Annotated in this window: 17 protein-coding genes; 9 read left to right on the forward strand and 8 right to left on the reverse strand. The window is 49.8% G+C overall.

Going from position 1 to position 19485, the window contains the following annotated elements; all coding sequences use genetic code 11:
• Positions 1-236: 236 nt before the first annotated feature.
• The 7 genes from BJL95_RS04760 to pyrF form a co-directional block, all read right to left on the reverse strand.
• Positions 237-695, reverse strand: coding sequence for a DUF411 domain-containing protein (locus tag BJL95_RS04760; RefSeq protein WP_064024111.1), 459 nt, complete (start codon positions 693-695; stop codon positions 237-239).
• Between the two features lie 10 nt (positions 696-705).
• Positions 706-1125 (reverse strand): secondary thiamine-phosphate synthase enzyme YjbQ, encoded by a 420-nt coding sequence (locus BJL95_RS04765; RefSeq protein WP_071155903.1) that lies wholly within the window; start codon positions 1123-1125, stop codon positions 706-708.
• Positions 1125-2195 (reverse strand): uroporphyrinogen decarboxylase, encoded by a 1071-nt coding sequence (gene hemE, locus BJL95_RS04770; RefSeq protein ID WP_071155905.1) that lies wholly within the window; start codon positions 2193-2195, stop codon positions 1125-1127. The genes BJL95_RS04765 and hemE overlap by 1 nt, the downstream gene beginning before the upstream one ends.
• Before the next feature lie 21 nt (positions 2196-2216).
• Complete coding sequence (locus tag BJL95_RS04775; RefSeq protein WP_071155906.1) at positions 2217-3794, reverse strand: SPOR domain-containing protein; 1578 nt, start codon at positions 3792-3794, stop codon at positions 2217-2219.
• Positions 3784-4866, reverse strand: coding sequence for a 3-dehydroquinate synthase (gene aroB / locus BJL95_RS04780; RefSeq protein WP_071155908.1), 1083 nt, complete (start codon positions 4864-4866; stop codon positions 3784-3786). Before aroB ends, BJL95_RS04775 begins: the two co-directional genes overlap by 11 nt.
• Complete coding sequence (locus tag BJL95_RS04785; RefSeq protein ID WP_064024119.1) at positions 4847-5392, reverse strand: shikimate kinase; 546 nt, start codon at positions 5390-5392, stop codon at positions 4847-4849. The genes aroB and BJL95_RS04785 overlap by 20 nt, the downstream gene beginning before the upstream one ends.
• A gap of 163 nt (positions 5393-5555) precedes the next feature.
• Positions 5556-6281: an orotidine-5'-phosphate decarboxylase gene (gene pyrF / locus BJL95_RS04790; protein ID WP_071155910.1), complete on the reverse strand. Its 726-nt coding sequence runs from the start codon at positions 6279-6281 to the stop codon at positions 5556-5558.
• Positions 6282-7262: 981 nt separating this feature from the next.
• On the opposite strand from pyrF, the gene BJL95_RS04795 reads away from it, so the two are divergent.
• Positions 7263-8639 (forward strand): undecaprenyl-phosphate glucose phosphotransferase, encoded by a 1377-nt coding sequence (locus BJL95_RS04795; protein ID WP_254786686.1) that lies wholly within the window; start codon positions 7263-7265, stop codon positions 8637-8639.
• An 8-nt stretch (positions 8640-8647) separates the two neighbouring features.
• Here the strand turns inward: BJL95_RS04795 and BJL95_RS04800 are convergent, their stop codons facing one another.
• Positions 8648-9787: a VanZ family protein gene (locus tag BJL95_RS04800; RefSeq protein WP_071155914.1), complete on the reverse strand. Its 1140-nt coding sequence runs from the start codon at positions 9785-9787 to the stop codon at positions 8648-8650.
• A gap of 335 nt (positions 9788-10122) precedes the next feature.
• On the opposite strand from BJL95_RS04800, the gene BJL95_RS04805 reads away from it, so the two are divergent.
• The 8 genes from BJL95_RS04805 (at position 10123) to BJL95_RS04840 (ending at position 19211) form a co-directional block, all read left to right on the forward strand.
• Positions 10123-10911, forward strand: a complete 789-nt coding sequence (locus tag BJL95_RS04805) for a hypothetical protein (RefSeq protein WP_071155916.1) — start codon at positions 10123-10125, stop codon at positions 10909-10911.
• An 85-nt stretch (positions 10912-10996) separates the two neighbouring features.
• Positions 10997-12484, forward strand: coding sequence for a lipopolysaccharide biosynthesis protein (locus BJL95_RS04810; RefSeq protein WP_175463647.1), 1488 nt, complete (start codon positions 10997-10999; stop codon positions 12482-12484).
• The gene (locus BJL95_RS04815) at positions 12481-13596 is read left to right on the forward strand and encodes a glycosyltransferase (RefSeq protein ID WP_071155920.1); all 1116 of its coding nucleotides are present in this window, start codon (positions 12481-12483) and stop codon (positions 13594-13596) included. The genes BJL95_RS04810 and BJL95_RS04815 overlap by 4 nt, the downstream gene beginning before the upstream one ends.
• A 3-nt stretch (positions 13597-13599) precedes the next feature.
• Positions 13600-14841: a glycosyltransferase family 4 protein gene (locus tag BJL95_RS04820; RefSeq protein ID WP_139306133.1), complete on the forward strand. Its 1242-nt coding sequence runs from the start codon at positions 13600-13602 to the stop codon at positions 14839-14841.
• A gap of 379 nt (positions 14842-15220) precedes the next feature.
• The gene (locus tag BJL95_RS04825; RefSeq protein ID WP_071155924.1) at positions 15221-16495 is read left to right on the forward strand and encodes an O-antigen ligase; all 1275 of its coding nucleotides are present in this window, start codon (positions 15221-15223) and stop codon (positions 16493-16495) included.
• Complete coding sequence (locus tag BJL95_RS04830; RefSeq protein WP_071155926.1) at positions 16495-17370, forward strand: glycosyltransferase family 2 protein; 876 nt, start codon at positions 16495-16497, stop codon at positions 17368-17370. The genes BJL95_RS04825 and BJL95_RS04830 overlap by 1 nt, the downstream gene beginning before the upstream one ends.
• A gap of 65 nt (positions 17371-17435) precedes the next feature.
• Entirely contained in the window at positions 17436-18053 is a 618-nt protein-coding gene (locus BJL95_RS25435; protein WP_071155928.1) for a DapH/DapD/GlmU-related protein, read from the forward strand.
• Positions 18054-18068: 15 nt separating this feature from the next.
• The gene (locus BJL95_RS04840) at positions 18069-19211 is read left to right on the forward strand and encodes a glycosyltransferase family 4 protein (RefSeq protein ID WP_071155930.1); all 1143 of its coding nucleotides are present in this window, start codon (positions 18069-18071) and stop codon (positions 19209-19211) included.
• Positions 19212-19485: the final 274 nt, after the last annotated feature.

Here is a 19485-nt window from a genome sequence, read left to right on the forward strand (position 1 = left end):
GATATTCCGTCATTCGGAGGGTGTCGTAAAAGCCCCTCTCCTTGCGGGAGAGGGGTTGGGGAGAGGGTTCTGTTTCGACTTTTACGACACCCTCATTCCGACGGAGGACGCCGAATCCAGCCGCGTCAGAACACAAGACTTGGCGTTCTTGATTTGAGGTCCACTCTCGGTTATCGCTGTTTAGCTAGGCTTAAACCGGGCTGGTAAAAGCCGGGCGGGTTTGCCGTGCCAGCCGATCAGCGACCGTTACCGTGTTCGGCATAAACTGCGTAATGCCCATCCTTATCGAAAGACACGACTTTGTAGTCATCCTGGCGGCCGCCCATTTCCATGCCGGGGCTGCCCATCGGCATACCGGGCGCGGCCAGGCCGGCGACGGCCGGTTTTTCCTTCAGCAGTTTTTGCACGTCGGCGGCCGGGACATGGCCTTCTATCACGTAGCCGTCCACGACGACGGTGTGGCAGGACGCCAATTTCTCCGGCACGCCGTAACGGGCCTTGATTTGATCCATGTCCGAGCTGATCACGTCCTTGATTTTAAAGCCGCTGTTTTCGGCATGCTCCAGCCATTTGCCGCAGCAACCGCAGGTTGGGCTGCGGTAGACGGTCATTTCGGGTTGGCTGGATTCCTCGGCGAATAACAGACCGCTGAACATCGTAGCCAGCGTTAAAACGGAAATTTTCGCTATTTTCATAAGAGCCTCTTCATTCGCCATTCAGCGTTGCGATAATCGTGCGCGGCCCCGCGTGATTGCGGTGTTCGCATAAATAAATCCCTTGCCAGATGCCCAATGCCAATTGGCCGTCGCCGACCGGTATCGTCAGCGAGCTGCCGAGGATCACGGTCTTGATGTGGGCGGGCATGTCGTCCGCTCCTTCGAGGGTGTGACGGTAGTAAGGTTCATTTTCCGGCACCGCTCGGGAAAAGTAACTTTCCAGGTCGCGGCGCACATCGGCGTCGGCGTTTTCGTTGATCGCCAACGAGGCCGAGGTGTGTTGCAAAAACAAATGCAGCAGGCCGACTTCCAGTTCGCGAATTTCGGGCAGCTGGTTGACGATCTCCCGGTTGACCAGATGAAAACCACGCGGTTTGGCCGCCAATTGCAAGCGCTTTTGAAACCACATCAGCCGGCGCGATGGTATTGCGGACTGAATTCGCGCACGGCATCGACCATCGCCTTGACGTGCTCGGGGGCGATGTCCGGCAAAATGCCGTGACCGAGATTGAACACGTGGCCGGTGCCGTGGCCGAAGTCGTGCAGGATCTTGCCGACCTTGGCGCGGATCACCTCGGGCTTGGCATACAGCGTAATCGGGTCCATATTGCCTTGCAAGGCCACCTTGGCGCCGACGCGGGCGCGGGCGTTGGCGATGTCGGTCTGCCAATCCAAACCCAGTGCGTCGTAGCCGGTGTCGGCCATCGTTTCCAACCACAGGCCGCCGCCCTTGGTGAACAAGATGGTCGGGATTTGCCGGCCGTCGCGCTGGGTGTTCAGCAGTTCCCGCACCTGGCGGGCGTAGCTCAACGAAAACTCCAGATAATCGTCGTGGCTAAGCATGCCGCCCCAAGTGTCGAACAGCATCACCGCGTCGGCGCCGGCGGCGATTTGGGCGTTCAAATACGCGGCCACCGCTTGCGCCAGTTTGTCCAGCATTTGATGCATCAAGGCCGGTTCCTCGAACATCATGCTTTTGACTTTCTGAAAGCTTTTGCTGCCCTTGCCTTCCACCATGTAAGTCGCCAAGGTCCACGGGCTGCCGGAAAAGCCGATCAGCGGCAGTCGGTTGCGCAGATTGGTTTTGATCAGACGCACGGCGTCGACGACGTAACGCAATTCGGTTTCCGGATCGGGAATCGGCAGGCGCTTGACGTCGTCGGCAGTGCGGATCGGATGGGCGAATTGCGGGCCCTCGCCCTCGGCGAAGGATAAACCCAAGCCCATCGCGTCCGGTATCGTCAGAATGTCGGAAAACAGGATGGCGGCATCGAAGCCAAAGCGCTCCAAAGGTTGCAGGGTTACTTCGCAAGCCAGTTCCGGGTTGGTACACAGTTGCATGAAGCTGCCGGCTTTGGCGCGGGTCGCGCGGTATTCGGGCAGATAGCGGCCGGCTTGGCGCATCATCCAGACCGGGGTGCGTTCGACCGGTTGCTTTAACAGTGCTCTAAGGAATATGTCGTTTTCTATTGTTGTCATCGGTGAGAAGGTGGTGAGTGATCAGCGTTTGCCGTCTTTTTGAATGGCCTTGAACCGGATCGGCTGGGCGGTTTGAAATTCGCCGGGCATCAGCGTTTTAAACTGATTGGCTTCCGCCGGGCTGGCGAACGAACCGTAAATCAGCACGAACTTTTCCTGATCGCCCTGGCGAATCGTGTAGTACTTCAGACTCTCGCTGTATTCCGCGTATTTTTTGAAAAAGCGCGGCAGGCCGGCTTTATTCGACAGCGTCATGACTTGCAGCGTGTAATGAGTGCCCGGTTGAGCGGCAATCCAGTCGCTATCGCCCTGATCCGACGGCTTGGCCGGTTTCGCCGGCTTTTCGGGCGGCTTGCCGGCGACGACCGGCGGCGTCGCGGATTCGGTTTTGCTCGGAACCGTCGGCGTCACGGCCGGTGTCGGCGGCGCAACGGGCGGAGTCGCCGCAGTGGTTGCCGCAATCGGCGCCGGAAGGCTGGGAGCAGCCACTGGCGCGGGCTGCGCTGCGACGGGTGCCGACGCGGTTTGCACGGCGTTTGGTTCGTTTTCGGCCGGCGCGGCTTTAGTCGTTTGCGGCGGAGTTGGAAGCGGCTGGGTGGATTGCGGTGTTGGCAACGGTGCCGGTTTTGCCGCGTCGGCGGGACGTTCGTCAACCTGCGCGGTCGGCGCCGGTCCGTCAAGAGGCTTGGATGCCGGTGCCGGCGTTTCAGCCGGGGCCTGAGCGGATGGATTCACCGGCTCGGCCGGTAGCACTTGGCTCGTCGGCTTGCCGAGGGACGGCGCGGCGACGAGGGTTTTCTCGTCATTGTTCGGCCACAACCAAACCATTGCACCCCCGGTGCCGGCGATCACCGCGATGACTCCCAGCCATAATCCCCAGCGCGCGCCGGTTCGGCCTTGTTGCTCGGCTAGTTTCGGCAGTTCTTCGAGTATCCGGCGGGGAATGCCGTGGGTTTCCAGGTACAGCGCTTCGATCAACGGATCGGTGACGGCGTTGAACGAAATGGCGGAACCCGGTTGAGCCGACAGGTTTTGTAGAAAATCCCGATAATGGCGCTGCTTTAGCGGCGGCAGTTCGATGACGTGGGCGTCTTCGATGCGGCGGTCGGTGCCGGCCTTGATGCTGAATTGGTCGTGGCTCAGTGCGAATACCAGATGCAGGCCCGGTAGCGAATCGGCGAATTCGATCAACATCGTGATCAGCCCCGGCATCAGATGGCCGGCATCGTCGATCAACAGCACCACCGCCTGTTTGCCGCAAACCTCGCGCAGCCGGGTTAAATCGAAGCTGGCCGCCAAATTATCGATGTTCAGGCTGCGCAGCAACTCGTGAACGATGCTTTCGAAACTGGATGCGGCGGACGCCCGCAACAACGATAGTTGCCACTGGTCGCGATGGCTTTGTTGCAAGGCTTCCAGCAGCGTGGTCTTGCCGATGCCCGGCGGGCCGCAGACGACCAGGGCTTGCTGCAGATTGCTCAGCAAATGCACCAACAAGTCCAGCTTTTGGGCGCGCTCCGGCGTCAATAGGCTGCGCTCGGGCCTATGATCCAGCGTGCGCTTTTGGTAGCTGTAAGTCAGATTTTCGTTATCCGGCATAAGCGTTCAAGGTTGCCTGCAACGGCGCTCTCTCCACGCTGATCGGCAACAAGGCCTTGCCGAGCGCTTCCAACAAAATCACCCGAATCTTGCCGTCGACGTTTTTCTTGTCCACCGCCATCAAGTCCAGATATTGCTCGGTGCTCATCTCGGTCGGCGGCCGGGTCGGCAGGCCGGCGGCGTGCAAAATGGCCAGCACGCGCGCGACATCGGCATCGCTCAGATAACCCAGCCGGCGCGACAAGTCGGCCGCGAAGCCGGTGCCTATCGCCACCGCCTCGCCGTGCAGATATTGGCCGTAACCGCAACCGGTTTCGATGGCGTGGCCGAAGGTGTGGCCCAGGTTCAAGGTGGCCCGTACGCCGTTTTCGAATTCGTCTTCGCCGACTACCGCCGCCTTATTGGCGCAGGAGCGTTCGATCGCATAAGCCAAGGCGGCTTTGTCACGGGCCAGCAACTTCGGCATGTTGGCTTCCAGCCAGTCCAGCAACTCCGGATCGCGGATCAAGCCGTATTTGATCACTTCGGCCAAGCCGGCCGACAATTGGCGATCGTCTAGGGTATCGAGCACGTCGGCGTCGGCGATCACGCATTGCGGCTGATAGAACGCGCCTATCATGTTCTTGCCGAGCGGATGGTTGACGCCGGTCTTGCCGCCGACCGATGAATCGACTTGCGCCAGCAAGGTGGTCGGAATCTGGATGAAGGCGATGCCGCGCTGGTAGCAGGCCGCCGCGAAACCGCCCATGTCGCCGATGACGCCGCCGCCCAGCGCGATTAGCGTGGCATTGCGGCTAAATTTGTTGGCCAGCAGCCTGTCGAAAATCTTTTCCAGATATTGCAGGGTTTTGTACTGTTCGCCGTCGGGCAAGATGACCGTTTCGGTTTGGTAATCGCCAAGCCCGGCTAAGACCTTGGACAGATACAGCGGCGCGATCGTGTCGTTGCTGACGATCGCGACCTGCTTGGAACGGATGTGCCGGGTCAGCAGCTCGGCTTGGCCGAGCAGGCCGGCGCCGATATAAATCGGATAGCTTCGTTGCTTGTCGAGTTCAACTCGCAGCTCTTTCATGGTTCTCCAGGGCGGCTTGATATTGCTGCAAAATGGTTTTGACGACGGTCTTGCCCGGCAACATGCCGGAATCGATTCTAAAATCCGCGCATTCCCGGTACAGAGGATCGCGGATGGCAAACAGTTCCTGCAAACGCTGGCGCGGATTCTCGGTGCGCAGCAGCGGCCGCTGAGTATCGTGTTTGGTGCGGTGCAGGATTTTGTCGATCGAACAATGCAGATAGACGACAAAGCCGCGGGTTTTCAGGGCCTCGCGGTTTTCCGGCCGCAGTATCGAGCCGCCGCCGGTTGCCATCACGATGCCGTCCAGTCCGGTCAATTGGCGAATCATCGCCTGTTCCCGGTTGCGAAAGCCTTCCTCGCCTTCGTAGGCAAAGATGGTCGGGATGTCGGTGCCGGTGGTTTCTTCTATGACCTTGTCGCTGTCGTAAAACGGCCATTGCATCGCTTTCGCGACCTGCTTGCCTATCGTGGTTTTACCGACACCCATCAGGCCGATCAGATAGATATTGGGAGCTGGTTTCATGGCGCGGATGGGAAGCGGCTATCAAAAAATCCGGCCATTATGCCGTCTTTTGCCGTCGAACGAAACGCCAGCCAACCCGCGAACACGGCAAATCGAGATTTGCACTCCGCACAGCGACTCGAACAGACCCTACCGGAGTGCAAACCTCGGTTTGCATCTCTGCTTATTCAAACTGAGCCGCAATTTGCCGCTGTATTTTTTCCGCCATGGCTTTGCGGTCCGCGGCGTCGCGGATCGGCCGGCCCACCACCAAATAATCGGCGCCGCTTTGGATGGCCTGTTCGACGCTGACCGCCCGTTTCTGGTCGTCGTCTTCCCGGTTGTCGACCGGCCGTATGCCCGGCGTAATCACCAATAACTTGTCGCCCAAGTGAGAGCGAATCAATTCCGCTTCCAAGCCCGACGATACGATGCCGTCGCAACCAATTTGCAGCGCCCGCTTGGCGCGCGACAGCACCAATTCGCGCACATCGCATTGAAAGCCCAAGTCGTCCAAATCGCCCCGGTCCAGGCTAGTCAACGCCGTCACCGCCAAGACCTTCAGATTGCCCTTGGCTTCGGCCGCGGCTTCCATGATGGAATCGTTGCCGTGTATCGTTGCCAGGTCCACGCCCTTGCTGCTCAGGGCTTTGATCGCTCGCCCGACGGTGGCGGGTATGTCGAAAAACTTGAGGTCCACGAAGACTTTCTTGTCGCGCGCCTTCAACCATTCGATAAAGCCGAAATAGTCGCCGGACATAAACAGTTCCATACCGACTTTATAAAACACCACGGAATCGCCCAGTTCCTCGACCAGAGCTTGGGCTTCGGCGATGCTGGCGACGTCCAGCGCCATGATCAGGCGTTCGCGAGGAGGAATGGCTTTTTGAGAGATAAAGGTATTTGACATGAGAAGTCCGAATTAACGTTAACGGCGAGATTTTAACCGCAAGCCGGATTTAAATTGGGAGCATTTGCTGGCCCGTCAAAGGCCTGGGCGGGGATAAACACGCAAACACCCTGTCCGCGCGGGAAGGGCGGAACAAAATGACTAAGCCGCGCGAGGCTTTCCTGCGATTTATCCAAGGCGGTGTAGGCCGAATTCGTGACCGTTTTCCGAGCGTGACGTGAACAAGCGACGGAACTTTTCCTGGAAAAACTTTCACGGAATGGATTTTTGCATCATTATTAACTTGGAAAAGTGGGGTAACCGATGACGAAAACATTAGGATGTCATTAAAAACGACAGATCGGAATGCCGTTCGCGTATAAATCGGCCGTTTGTTTACGGCTGCGGGAATGCTCGCATTCGGGCCGGGGAGTCGTAAAGCATTGATTAGCAGGCTAAAGGTATCGCCGAAAGGCGTTTTGCGACTTTGTCGGCGTGATGATGAACCAAGATGGTGCGGTTGCAACGCTATGGATGGTCGGCAAAAAACTCGGGCACTGGGCACTTAGCGCGTGTTGTGCCTGATGAAGATTGGCTTATCGGTGTATCCTTAAGGCGCACTCGGGATGGCGTGTTCGGTCACGCTTGACATTGCTGCGGTGGGCCACGAGTGGAACCAGCGTTTAGAGGTATGGCAATCGTCGGGGGCTTCCCGGCTAGCAGGGATAACTGGTGTGCATTTTGCTGACAGTTACGTTTGAATCCAGTCGCCGCATCGAACGGCTGGCTTATAGAAGCGGCCTATCAGTGTTTGCAACGACTTAAAACACCGAAAGGCCGAATCGATAGTCGGGTAGGGAGCCTAGATTCATGGGGCTGAAATAAAGTGCTGATAAATTATTGGATCAGCGCGGATCAATCGGATGTTCAACGAATAGTCTATAACTTCTGGATATGAACCAACTTCGCTCAAAAGGATTTATCCGTCCCTTGCGGCCTGAAATGCAAGGGGTTAAACGCGCCATCGATACCGGGATCATTTTTGTGTCGATGTTTGCGTCGCTGGAGCTCTATCAAATCCCTTTCACGCGCGAGTATTTGATCCTCTTCATCGCCTGTACCGTGTTGTTCGGTATCTTCGCCGAACATCAAGAGATCTATCACGGTTGGCGCGGCGACCCGATGTTCGACGATGCATTGCGGATTTTACTGTCGTGGATAGGCTCCTTTGCGGTGGTGTCCAGCGGCGTGTACTTGCTGGAGCCGGATTTCGAATTCTCCAAGCAAGTGCTCGAGTTGTGGTTTCCGCTGGTGCCGTTGGGCATTATATTGGTGCACACGCTCCGGCGAGCGACATTGTCGTTTCTGCGTTTGCACGGCTTGAATGTCCGTTATTACGCGATATTGGGTGCCAATCCACTCGGCAAGCGCTTGAATATCGCGCTGACCGAAATGCCCTGGTTGGGCTACCATTTTGCCGGCTACTTTGATGATCGCGTCGAAAACCCGCAACGCCGCGAGCAAGGCGAGTTGATAGAAGACGACATTACCGGCGATTTCAAGGAATTGTTAAAGCGCAGTCAGCGTGGCGAGATCGACCATATCTACATTACCCTGCCGCTCCGCGCCGAAGTACGGATCAATCAGTTGATCCGCGAACTGGCCGACAGTACGGTGTCGGTGAATATCGTTCCCGATTTTTTCACCTTCAACCTGATGCAATCCAAACTCAGCAGCGTCAAGGGTATCCCGGTAGTCAGCGTGTTCGACACCCCGCTCAATTCGGTGTTGGACGGTATGGCCAAACGTCTGGAAGACTTGGTGTTGTGCGCGCTGATTTTGCCGCTGATCGCGATTCCGATGCTTCTGATTGCGCTCGCGGTCAAGGTCACTTCGCCCGGTCCCGTCATCTTCAAACAATTGCGTTACGGCGTAAAGGGCGAGCCGATCGAAGTCTGGAAATTCCGCTCGATGTCGGTGTGCGAAAACGGCGACACCGTCAAGCAAGCCACCGCCAACGACAGTCGGGTCACGCCGCTGGGCGCGTTTTTGCGGCGGACATCGCTGGACGAATTGCCGCAATTTCTTAACGTTCTGCGCGGCACGATGTCCGTCGTCGGCCCGCGCCCGCACGCGATTGCCCATAACGAATATTACCGCAAGCAAATTCAGGGCTACATGCTACGCCACAAAATGAAACCCGGCATCACCGGCTTGGCGCAAATCAGCGGCTGCCGGGGCGAAACCGAAACCATCGACAAAATGCAGGCCCGCATTCACTACGATCTGGAATACATCCGCCAATGGTCGCTGTGGCTGGACATCAAAATTGTGTTCATGACCGTCTTCAAGGGCTTTGTTGGGGAGCAGGCGTATTAAGCGGCTCGCTAAATGAGATTAAGGCGGCGGCAGAAAATAGTAACTGCCAACCCGAGCAAAATTCCAAAGCTGTCGATGAAAACATCGCCCAGTTGCGGGCCTCGGCCTGCAGTGAATAATTGTAGCGTTTCGCTACAAATTGCAAAGACTAGCATCTGCATGATTTGTTGGGGTTTTGGTTTACGAAATCGGTTGCCAACCCAAACAGCGATTGGCAAAAAAGTAAATGTAACGATATGCCCCAGTTTGTAAATGTCAATTACAGGAATGGCGAAAGACAGTTTAAAAGTTCTTAAATGTTCCTCATGTTCGATTGGAAGTATTGATTTAGTCGGCCAAATTAATTGACCAAGTGTTTCCTTAAGTGATTCCGGCATTAATACTCCGGATAGAATGCCGAGTATTGTAAATATTAAAAACCAATCGGATCGAATGCCGATATGGCTTCGAACAGCTTCTACAGTGATCCAAACGCCGAAGCCAAGCCATAAGGATAATAACCACAATCTGTATTGGACAAACGTTGGATTCAATTCAACTGGATTTAAGCTGAATGATTTAACGAGTAATTGTCCCTGGCAGTGAGTCAGTTGAGCGGCTACTTGGAGTTTTGTAGTGCCAGCGCTAATTTCAAAAATACGCTCGTATTGAGCCCAATCGGATGATTCCGGTAAGTTGATAAGAACATGCGGGCGGTCGTATCGAGGTTTGCCAGACTGGTCGAATGCCAATAATACAACACGAGCCGTTTTACAAGTCGCCGAGCCGTTTACGATATTATTGGTCATCAAAGTTGAGTTGAGCTTGATCAACCTACCGGGAGTCGTTGGAGTAATAAATTGATAGATGGAAACAAAACTGTTGGAATCGTTAGATGTTAGGGAAACGGCGGTCGCACCATGTGCTCGGCGTTCCAAATCATCCGGATTTACTTTGTTCGGGAGGTCGGAAAAATAAAGCTCTACTCCCTTCTTTGAGTAAGTCCAACGCTCTAAGCCAAATTCAAAGCCAGGATTCTCTAAGAGCTCGGGGGGCTCGGATATAAATTGCGGGTAATTGTTAAAGAACGCTATGGTTACAACGCTTAGGAAAAACGCTGCAATGATTATACGTGATTCAGATGGCTTGTAGTTCGAGAAGGTAGGCATCGGATCTCTAGAATCTAAATTAAATACCATTCGAGGTAATGATGATACATTTTAGCGGATGTTTAATCTATTTTGTGTGAAATAATATTGATGGCTTAATTAAGCAGCAGGTCTACTGTTTAGCTATGGGGTCTTGGTGAAAGAGTCCGCTACATTAACGAATGCCGGCTATTTAGGCGGTTAAGTATAAGAGATGGTTTTCTTGATTTCTCTAAGCCTGTTTTAATGCAGAGAGATAGCAGGCTTGGTTCTCTGAAGTTTCAATATTTCAGCGATTTTTGACGGTTTTTATTAATTGGGTATTAGTTGATTAAGTGGATAACTTGGGACTGGAAATGGAAAAAGAATTAACTGTGCTGGTCAATACTTCCGATAGCTTTGAAGATTGTTGGGATCCTTTTTTTACATTATTTAAACGCTATTGGCCTAATTGCCAATTTCCGATTGTTTTGAATACGGAATTAAAGGGATTTGAATTCGATGGGCTTAATATATCGTGTTCAAAGGTGGCGGAAGGCGAAACTCGGCGTCTAACTTGGAGTGAATGCCTTGCTCGTTGTTTGGATAAAATTGACACACCCTATATATTGTATTTTCAGGAAGATTATTTCTTAGAGGAGCCGGTGAAAGAAGAATATATTCACGAGTTCTTAAACGAGATGCGAGAAGGGCGTGCCGATGTCATCCGGTTAATGGAGCTTGGCGGCTCTGGTCCCTGGCAACCAACCGAAAACAAATTGCTATGGCGAGTGGGCAAAAGCTCCAGGTATTTGTTGGGATTGCAAGCAGGTCTTTGGCGGAAAAGCACAATGCAAAGCCACATTCGTCTCCACGAGAATCCATGGCAATTTGAAATATTCGGGTCGTTTAGAGCGCGTCGCAAAAATGACATCATTTTATGCGTAAATAGGGATTTTTTTACACAGCCCGGTGCGGCCGTGTTGCCCTACAAAGCAACAGGTGTTGTCGCAGGGAAATGGCAAAAACATATTGTTGAGCCGCTATTTGCAGCGCACGAGTTAACCGTGGATTTTGCCAAACGTGGGTTTTATGACCCCGCCGAGAAAAAAAAGAAGGCCAATATCATAAAACGAATCATGGGAAGAATGCGGTCGCTTTATTAGTTCTGGCCCGGCCTAAAATGCCAGTAGAGTTCTTGGTTAAAGGTTTTGCCAAATAACTATCCTGAATTTAAACTAAATTCTAACAGTGACTAAAATAAAAAAGCTTTCCTCCGGTGTCGCGTGGGGGACTTTATCGACAGTTTTTGTAACTGCTTTCCAATTGATATTTATGGCAGTGATGGCTAGGCTTCTTGATCCGTCTGCTTTCGGGGTTGTTGCTGTTGCTAACGTTTGTTTGCGATTTTTCAGTTTTTTCGCGCAAATAGGGACTGCACCCGCAATCATTCAGAAGCGAGATCTGAATGAAGGGGATGTACCGGCGGCTCTGGCAATCTCCTTAGGTATATCCGCTACATTTTGCGTTCTAGTGCAAGTGGCCGCGCCGGTATTCGAATTATTTTATGAAATGCCGGGTTTGGCTTCTGTCATACGCGTGTTGTCGATAAACTTTGTGATTTCGGGTTTTGCAGCGGTTGCGCAAGGCTTATTGCAACGCAACACGGCATTTCGTTCGATAGCGATCATTGACGTTGTTGCCTATCTTATCGGATACGGCATAGTTGGAATAACCGCAGCGTATTCTGGGTTAGAAGTTTGGGCGTTAGTCTGTGCGGTCATGACCCAACTAACGGTAACTGCAGCGTTGAGTTATATGGCAATGCCATTTCCCCTGTCCTTGAAGCATTCCCCTGCACAGCGTAGACATTTTCTTAGCTACGGTGGAAGATATTCGGTTATTGGTTTCATGGAGTTCCTGGCGGCCAGCCTTGATGCTTTGGTGGTTGGTAAGCTACTAGGTGCGAAAATATCAGGCTACTACAGTAGAGCTAACTTATTGGCAAATTTGCCGGTACAACAACCCGCCAATATTCTAACCAAGGCGCTATTTCCTATCGTCAGTTCTATAGGAAATCAAAGAGAAAAGCAGAAGTACAGCTTGCAATTAAGCATATTATTGGTGGGTAGTTACGCTTTTTCAGTTAGTTTGACGATTTATTTAACTGCCAATGATATTGTAAAAGTATTATTAGGAGAAAACTGGCTGGAGGCAATTCCAATTTTGCAAATGCTGTCGTTATCGGTTGGGCCGTCCTTTATTTCCCACGTCGCGGGTGTTACGTTAAATTCGATGAATAAGCTGCGCGTGAAAATGCAAGTACAGTTTTTTGCGTTGGTCTTGATTTCCTTTTTGCTATTTGTATTGGCTCCAAGCGGCGATGTAGTGGATATCGCATTGGCATTGGTAATCACTGAATGGGTAAGGCTGATAGTCGTAACTATAAAGTTAAGTCGGATATTACGCATTTCGGTTAAAGAAACGTTGCTGGCCGGGGTTTGTATAGTAACGATGGCAACTTTAACGATTGTAACGGTTTATGCCTCTATCCAATTTATACCCGAGAATATTCCCAAAATATTTCGGTTGGCAATCGATGGTCTATCCGCAATCATAGGTTTTGGACTTGGCTTAATGGTGAGTCGATATGTTGCATTTCGCCTGCCTGCCGTTAAGTATTTACTGAAACAATCTGCAATGTTAAAAAAATTTTTTCCAAAAAGATATTTTCTATGAAAAAACTGAGATTGTTGTATTTGCCGGTAGAGTCAGTTGAAGGGGACCAACGAGCTAGACGAAAAATTTTCGCCGACATGCTTTCGGAAGGCCGATTGGAAGCCCTGGAAATCTTTTCGTATCGAATTTTCGGGCGCGAACACGGTTGGGATGCCATGACTGAACGTGTGTATGAGCTAGCGAAAGATTTTAAAGCGGACGCAATATATTGGCATGGTGTTTGGGAAGGGCATCTAAATGAAAAAATAATGGCCAAGATACTAAAGCTTCCCGCAAAACCAGCAATATGCAATGAGAATGGTGATCCTTTCGGAAATTTTTGGGTGGTGCCATACCCTAAGTCTTTGCTATCGTTAATTAAATATACCGATATTTGTTTCAACCAAGGGATGGGGCGAATGGCAGATTATCTTTCAAAGAAGGGAGCGAAGCACGTCTATTTACTCCCTGCCGCTTATGATGATGTTACGTTCAATAAACCAGTTAATCGACAACTGTCCAAGGAATATGATTTAGTTATGGTGGCCAATAGATGGGTGTTTAGAAGGCCGTTTGCTTCAGCTCCGGGTGCTAGGAATAGGCCTATTTTAATTAACACATTGCAAGAAGAGTTTGGAGACCGGTTTGCTTTGTATGGTAATGGCTGGGATAAGTTTCGTTGTTCTAAAGGGCCTGTTGATTTCTTCAAACAAATAGATATATATAATTTATGTGAGATAGCAATTGGTATTCCTCAGTTTAGTGATATTGAGTATTACGACTCCAATAGGCCATTTAATACAATAGCGATGGGGATACCATATGTTTCCGGTTATTCGCCAAAATTTGATAAAATCTTAAAAGATGGCGTGCATTGTCATTATTTTAAAACATCGAAGGAGGCTGTTGATAAAGTAAAATGGTTGTTGAATTTACCGGAGCAGCAACGAACAGCGTTGGCGTTAAGCGCCGCCGAATATGTAAGGAAGCACCACACGCAACGCAACAGAATGGAAATATTGTTATCCACGCTAGAAGGCATTTGGGAGAGTAAACATTCTAATAAAAAGTTTCCCGCTGCTGACTGGAGCTTTCTTGCGGATAATGCCTGTTGTCCTAATCAAGGAGCTTAAGTCTTGACAAAAATTCTTTATATTCATCACACCGGTGCAAATGGAGGGGCTACTATGAGCCTGTTCTACCTCCTGGAGTACACAAAAAAACAATATGACATAGTGGTTTACTTCATTGTCGATGGGCCTGCGGTGGAGTTCTATCGAAATGCCGGTATTCGATGTGTTGTGGATAAGCGTTTAGGCAAGTTGCCCCACTGCACTATCGAAAGTCAATCACTAAATCCTAGTAAAGCAAAGTTCTACCACGATCTAAAAGCTTATGCTCGCCATTATTTCAAGTTGCTACCGGCCTATATGGCTATGCAACAAATATTGGTCAAAGAGATGCCGGATATTGTGCACTTGAACTCGACGGTCTTGGTTGCGGAAGCTCTTGCGGTAAAGTCGAAGAAAATTCCGCTGGTCTGGCATATGCGGGATTTTTTGGAGTACGGAAATTTTCGTATACGCTATTCGATTATAAGACAGATTATCGCATATTGCGCCGATGCAGTGATATCGTTATGCGACTCTGAGTTGAATAGGGTCAGGCCGGTACGGAAAGGTGTGGTAATTCCCAACTTTGTCAATTTTGATAAATTTGATTATCACAACACCAAACCGGCGCATTTAAGGCAAAAACTCGGTGTGCCGGATAACGCTAAAATTATCGGGATATTGGGTTGGCACACGCCGGCTAAAGGTGCGATGACTCTGCTGAAGGCGTTTGCAGCGATAGCCGACCGGCACTCCGATGCGATATTGGTATTGTTTGGCGAAGGCGCTAAAGAGCCGGACGTCAATAGATTTAAGCGGATCTTGCGTAAATTGACCGGCAAAAAAAATCTGCGATTGGATCTTCAGGAGGTCATAAATGAACATGGCTTGCAGAATAGAGTATTTTTCCCAGGAGTCATTTTCGATATTGCAGACTATATAGCCGAGGTGGATGTTGTCGCCGCGCCGTTTACCGAGCCGCATTTCGCTAGACCGATTCTGGAAGCTGGGGCAATGAAAACGCTTGTGGTCACTAGTGATTTGGACGGTACGCGAGAAATGGTTTTAAACGGTAAAGCTGGATACTTAGCGATATCTGGAAATGTTGATGATTGGGCCGAGAAATTGCAAATGGCTTTGTCTTTAGATAATTCGGATAAGATTGCTGAGATGTTCGAAAATTCAGTTAAAGTCTATAACTCGGCTATAAATGCGGAAAGAACCATTGAGATATATCGCGAGCTTGGGTCGCTAAAGTTTGGCTAATTTAGTAAGGTCAGCAACTGGTTCGTTTGCGTAGTATGGCGGATTTCTTATTCTGTTGTCAGTTTTGTGTTGAACTGTTAAGGATATTCCTATAGCGTTTAAGGATTTATGCGCTCAAGGTTGTGCCTGTTTTGTATTAGCTACTAATCAGTTGTCTTTCTTTAGATTTGAAGCAGGAAAGTGTTTTAATGTTTAGGTCTTGTATGGCTTTTTGTGTTTTCTGGTTAAGTTTTGATTATTAAGATGTTAGCTACTAATTGGGTTGGTAGAAGATTAATCGTATCATATATCTTTATGATACACGCGCTCATTAATTGATCGATTGTTAAACGGGTGAGGTCGTCTTGTTGATGATTAATGCTAATGTAGAATTACAATTATGCTAGAAATTACTGTTTTTTTTATTGTTGCCTTTTTCATGGCTCTTTGGCCTGTTATGATCCCATATTTGGCATTATCTTATTTGTTTATAAGCGGACTTGCAAGTAGAGCTTTTATGGCTAAAGTAAAAGTTTCTTTGGGTAGTGTTAACGTATTTCCGCTTGATTTGTTGTACGCTATGGCTGCTTGTTTTTCGGTGGTTTTTCTAGTAAGGGCGGCTTTCCTTGGTGAAATGACTGGGTATGGAAAGTTTGCTAGGAGAACTATATGGATAGTTTTGTTGTATTTGTTGTTCTTTGCGGGGAAGCTGATTAACGGGTTTTTGGCTAACATGCCTATTGATAGCTTGATTAGAATGTTTATGACAGATACTCAGGCATTTTATTTCTTTCTTCCTTTGGCTGTGTATAAAGATGTAGCTCAGTTCAAAAAAATAATGGTTTTTACTGGGTGTTTAGCTTTGCTGTTCCCGCTCTATCAGCCTTTGTTATATGGGTCTGTGGATAGTGAGTTGGCGCTTCACAGCCAAGATACCTTGAGGTTAGGTTATGGTGATGGCGCAATACTTTTAGGTATTGGGGTGGTAGCTTTTATATGTTGGGAGTATAAAAAATATTTGGCTTTTTTACCGATGTCTGGGATTTTAATGCTTGGGCATCGGTCTGCATTTATTGCGTTAGGTCTGTCAGTAATCTCAATCTCCTTGTTTAAAGGGAAGAAGATAAAGACCCTTTTCATGGTATTGTTGTCTGCAATTATGGTCGTTATTACGCTAATGGCTCTCCAATCGTTTGCAAAGATTAATATGTTGGACAAACTGTTAGATCGCGTTGAGCAAACCTTTGTACCAACAAAAACAACGATTGTTCGTGCCAGAGTTATTGTTGTGGTTTTGGAGGAGTTAGAGAAAAGGCCTTTGACAGGTTTGGCGTACTCGGAGTTGGCGGGTGTTATAAAAAGGGCGGATACTAGCCCAAGAGATTTTAATATATATCATCCGCACAATTTTATCTATTCCTCCCTAATGGGGGCTGGGTTGTTAGGTACTTTTTTAATGGTTGTTATTATATTTAGGTCTTTGCTTGCGGCACGTAAGCTTGTTAAATCAGATGCGTTTCGGTTGCAAGGTGTTTATATTTTTAGCTCTGTGTTGTTTTTTCTTGTGTTTTCCGCAATGAATACGACAATGACTACTTGCGGGTATGTTTTATGGTTTTTTTGTGGGGTGTCATTTTGGTTTCTAAATTATTCTGAAAAAAACGAGATTAAGTAATGATGATTTGGATTTGTATTCCCGTATTTAATCGAGTTGAATTTACTTTGAGTTGCTTGAGGTCGATTCACGACCAGGTCTATAAAAGCTATCGCGTAGTTGTTTGCGATCACGGATCTACGGATAATACGACTAATCTTATAAAAGCATCTTTTCCTGAGGTCATTGTTATAGGCGCAGAAAACAGTTTATGGTGGACTGGCGCCATAAATCTCTGTGTTGAGTATGTGTTGCGGCATGCCGGGCCCGATGACTGTGTGTTGACGTTGAATAACGATACCGAGTTGCCGGGGGATTATTTGGCTGAAATGGCCGCTCAAGTGGCTAAATACCCGCACGCATTGTTGACATCAGTGGTTCACGACATTGCTACCGGTAAAAGAGTTAGAGAGGGATTTCGGCAGAGTTGGTGGGGGGCTAAAGACCGGGCGGTATATTTCACTCAAGATCATTGCCCGGGTGACGAAAACGCGATGCAGGTTAGTTTGGTTTCCGGAAGGGGGACTTTGATACCCGTTGAAGCGTTTCGCCAAATCGGCTTGTACGACGAAGTTCGGCTGCCTCATTATGCGGCTGATTACGATTTCGGGCACAAGGCTAGCCGGGCAGGGTACCAGGCCTATGTTTTTCAAAGCTGTCGAGTGTATTCGTATATCGATGCGACAGGAATGACAGCTGTGCGCGACCGGTTTTCAATCAAGAAACTATTAAACTTTCTAACCAATATTAAATCTCCGGCTAATTTGCGGGCGCGCTGGTGGTATGGTTGGAATAATTGTCCGTTATTTATCTTTCCGTTTTATATTGTTCTGGATATTGCTCGTGTGTTGTTCGGGTATTTCAGGTATTTTTTAATGAGCAGGTCTGTTGTTTGACGCGGAGTTTAATGCTCGCTCGCACCTATTATTTGACTATGAAGTTCTTTGGTAATCAGTAATACATGTTGAAATTACTATGGGCAATCGGCAGGCGAGTGCAGACTCGCTTGAAAGTATTGCGGTCGAGGTCGATTAGTCGGGTCGGTAGCGATTTGCATATCGGCGCGCGCGGTCGTTTTTGGGCGCCGAATGAAATCACTATTGGCAATGGTGTCTATATTGGTAAGGATGTGTTGGTGGAAACCAACGCGGATATTGGCGACTACGTTTTAATTGCGAATCGGGTTGCGTTGGTGGGGCGGCGGGACCACGACTTTCGATGCGTTGGTATTCCTGTTCGGTTTTCTCCGTGGATAGACAGCAAATCATCACCGAATCCTTATCGAAACGACAAAGTGGTAATCGGTGCCGACGTTTGGATTGGTTATGGCGCCATCGTCCTGTCCGGGGTCACGGTTTCTCGCGGTGCGATTGTCGCGGCTGGGGCGGTGGTAACGAAAGACGTGGGACCTTATGAGATCGTTGCAGGTAATCCGGCTCAGAAGGTGGGCGTGCGCTTTAAAGATCAGGAAACTATCGATACGCACGAAGCATCCATCAATTCCGGACGTTTCGTATCATCGGAAAGAGGTTACGAGCATTGGGTTATCGAACCGGGAAAAAATTCAATACTTGATTAATCGATTGGATAGGACATGAAAAAAGTCGTCATTTTGCAACATCGGTTGTTGCATTATCGCTTGGGATTATTTGAAGGCTTGCGTTCGGCCAGTGCCGCTCGAGGCATTGATTTGCATTTGGTCCACGGGCAGCCAACCAAGCGGGAGGAAAAGAAACGCGATGTTGGCACTTTGCCTTGGGCCAGCGTCGTCGTTAATCGTTACGTGTCTATTGGCGGCAAGGATATTCTTTGGCAGCCCTACCCGACGGAGCATCGCGATGCGGAACTTGTGGTAGTGATGCAGGAAAATCGTTTGGTGTCCAATTACCCCTGGTTGCTGCTGCGCGGATTTCATAAAAAGAAGCTAGCCTATTGGGGACATGGACGTAACTTCCAGACCACGAAACCCAGCGGTTTGAGGGAAAGATGGAAACAATACATGGTCGATAGCGTCGATTGGTGGTTTGCTTACACCGACATGACTAGGGATATTTTAATCGCGGATGGTTATCCCGCCGAACGCATCACTGTGTTGGACAATGCGATTGACAACGAACGATTCGAAGCCGATTTGGCGGCGATTTCGGACGACAGATTGCGTGAAGTTCGGGCCGAGTTGGGTATTGGCGATACCAGTCGCGTTGGATTGTATTGCGGATCGCTTTATCCGGATAAGCGGTTGGACTATCTGGTCGCCGCGGCCGACCGGATTCGCGAGTCGATTCCGGATTTTCAGGTGGTGATTATTGGCGACGGACCCAGCGCGGCGGGAATTCAGGCGGCAGCGGAAAGTCGCCCATGGTTGCATTGGCGGGGCGTTCGAAAAGGGGTAGAAAAAGCCGCCTATTATCGCCTGGCCGACGTAATATTGAATCCCGGCCTGGTTGGCTTGCACGTATTGGATGCGTTTTGTGCCGGTTTGCCGATGGTAACAACGTCCGACGCGCGACATAGTCCCGAGATCGCTTATTTGAAGGACGGTGAGAACGGATTGGTTGTTAACGGCGCTTCGGATGCCTATGCCGACGCCATTGTGACACTGCTTGGGGATTCCGAAGCGTACCAGCGGATACGCGCCAATGCGTTGGCCGCCGCGCGTCATTATACGTTGACGAATATGATCGATCATTTTGTCGATGGCATGGAGCGCTGTTTGGCGATGGAGCGTAAAAAATAGGGTAAGGTTTCCCCAGGGTATTACAGTTTTCCGAGAGCGCTCAACGGAAAACTGTTTTTAAGGCAATTGTCCTGGGTTCGGCAACCGTATAATAAGGCACATTGTCGAGAACCAATTCTCTGTGGCTGGCTTTCCTGGCGCCGAGTTGGGAAAGGCCGATCTTGCAGGGATAAAAACGCTTCCTCGTGGCTGTTCTTTGAGGTCATTGGACATAAGAGTAAAAACCGTGTCCATCGTGCTAGCGGTTACTCAATTATTTATTCAGAGGATTTTG

Source organism: Methylomonas sp. LWB, assembly GCF_001856095.1.
Taxonomy (GTDB): domain Bacteria; phylum Pseudomonadota; class Gammaproteobacteria; order Methylococcales; family Methylomonadaceae; genus Methylomonas; species Methylomonas koyamae_A.